Genomic DNA, 1269 nt, shown 5'->3' with positions numbered 1-1269 from the left:
CGGGGCCAGGGGCGCAGGCGGGGCCAGGGGCACCGGCGGCCGGGCGACCGCCTCCCGCGACGGGCCCCCGTCGGGCGCGGACTGCCGCAGGCCCGGGACGGACGAGACCCCCGCCGAGCCGTGCCCGGTACGGACCAGGACTGTTCCGCGGGACTTCACCGCTACGTTTCGAGTACCCAAGAGAATCGTTTCGCCCTCCGGCCGGCCTGCGCCACCACCTGGCTTGTCGCTACTGGCGCCAAGGCAGCGTGGCACGGCCCGACCGACCGTCCGACGAATCACGCGAAGCCCGGACATCCGGGCCCGGAACGCGCTACTCTCCCCGCCCCCGGTCGCCCCGGGTGTCCATCCGCACACCCAGGGCAACCGGAGAGCCGGGCTCGACGGCGGTCCTCAGAGCTGCCGCAGCAGCATCCCCGGCTGCTCCACACAGTCCGCGACGAACCGCAGGAAGCCGCCCGCCGTCCCGCCGTCGCAGACCCGGTGGTCGAAGGTGAACGACAGCTGGGTCACCTCGCGGACCGCCAACTCCCCTTGGTGGACCCAGGGTTTGGCGACGATCCGACCGACCCCGAGCATCGCCGCCTCCGGGTGGTTGAGGATCGGGGTCGAGCCGTCCACGCCGAACACCCCGTAGTTGTTCAACGTGAAGGTGCCGCCGGTCAGTTCGGCCGGGGTGAGCGCGCCGCTGCGCGCCGCCTCGGTCAACCGGCTCAGCTCCTCGCCGAGTTGCCCGGTGCTGCGGTTCTGCGCGTCCCGCACCACCGGGACGACCAGTCCGCGCTCGCCCTGCGCGGCGAAGCCCAGGTGCACCGCCGAGTGCCGGACGACGCCCGAACCGTCCCCGGTCACCGAGGAGTTGAGCTCCGGGAAGCGCGCCAGGGCGACGGTGCAGATCCGCGCCAGCAGCGCCAGCACGCTCACCTTCGGCCCCGGCGTGGCGTTCAACTGCCGCCGCAGTGCCATGAGTTCGGTGGCATCGGCGTCCACCCAGCAGGTCGCCGCCGGGATCTCCCGGTGGCTGCGGCTCAGCTTCTCGGCCACCGCCTTGCGCAGCCCGCGCAGCGGGACCACGCCGTCCTGCCCGGCCGGCCCGGCGGGCGCCGGAGCGGCCACCTTGGCCGCGACCGCCCGTTCGACGTCCGCGCGCATGATCAGTCCGTCGGGCCCGCTCCCGGTGAGCGCGGCCAGGTCGACCCCCTGCTCCCGGGCCAGCCGCCGCACCAGCGGCGAGATCACCGGCACCACCGCCGGCCCGGCCGGGACGAC

1 protein-coding gene is annotated in these 1269 nt (G+C 74.6%); it reads right to left on the bottom strand.

Annotated features, from left to right (window positions below; genetic code table 11):
- Positions 1 to 393: 393 nt before the first annotated feature.
- Positions 394 to 1269 (bottom strand): dihydrolipoamide acetyltransferase family protein (locus tag AE652_RS41600; protein ID WP_049661210.1); only part of this gene is annotated, 876 nt, incomplete at its 5' end.

Origin of the sequence: Kitasatospora sp. MY 5-36 (assembly GCF_001182915.1) — a bacterium.
Classification (GTDB): domain Bacteria; phylum Actinomycetota; class Actinomycetes; order Streptomycetales; family Streptomycetaceae; genus Kitasatospora.
This window is presented reverse-complemented; position numbering and strand designations above follow the sequence as displayed.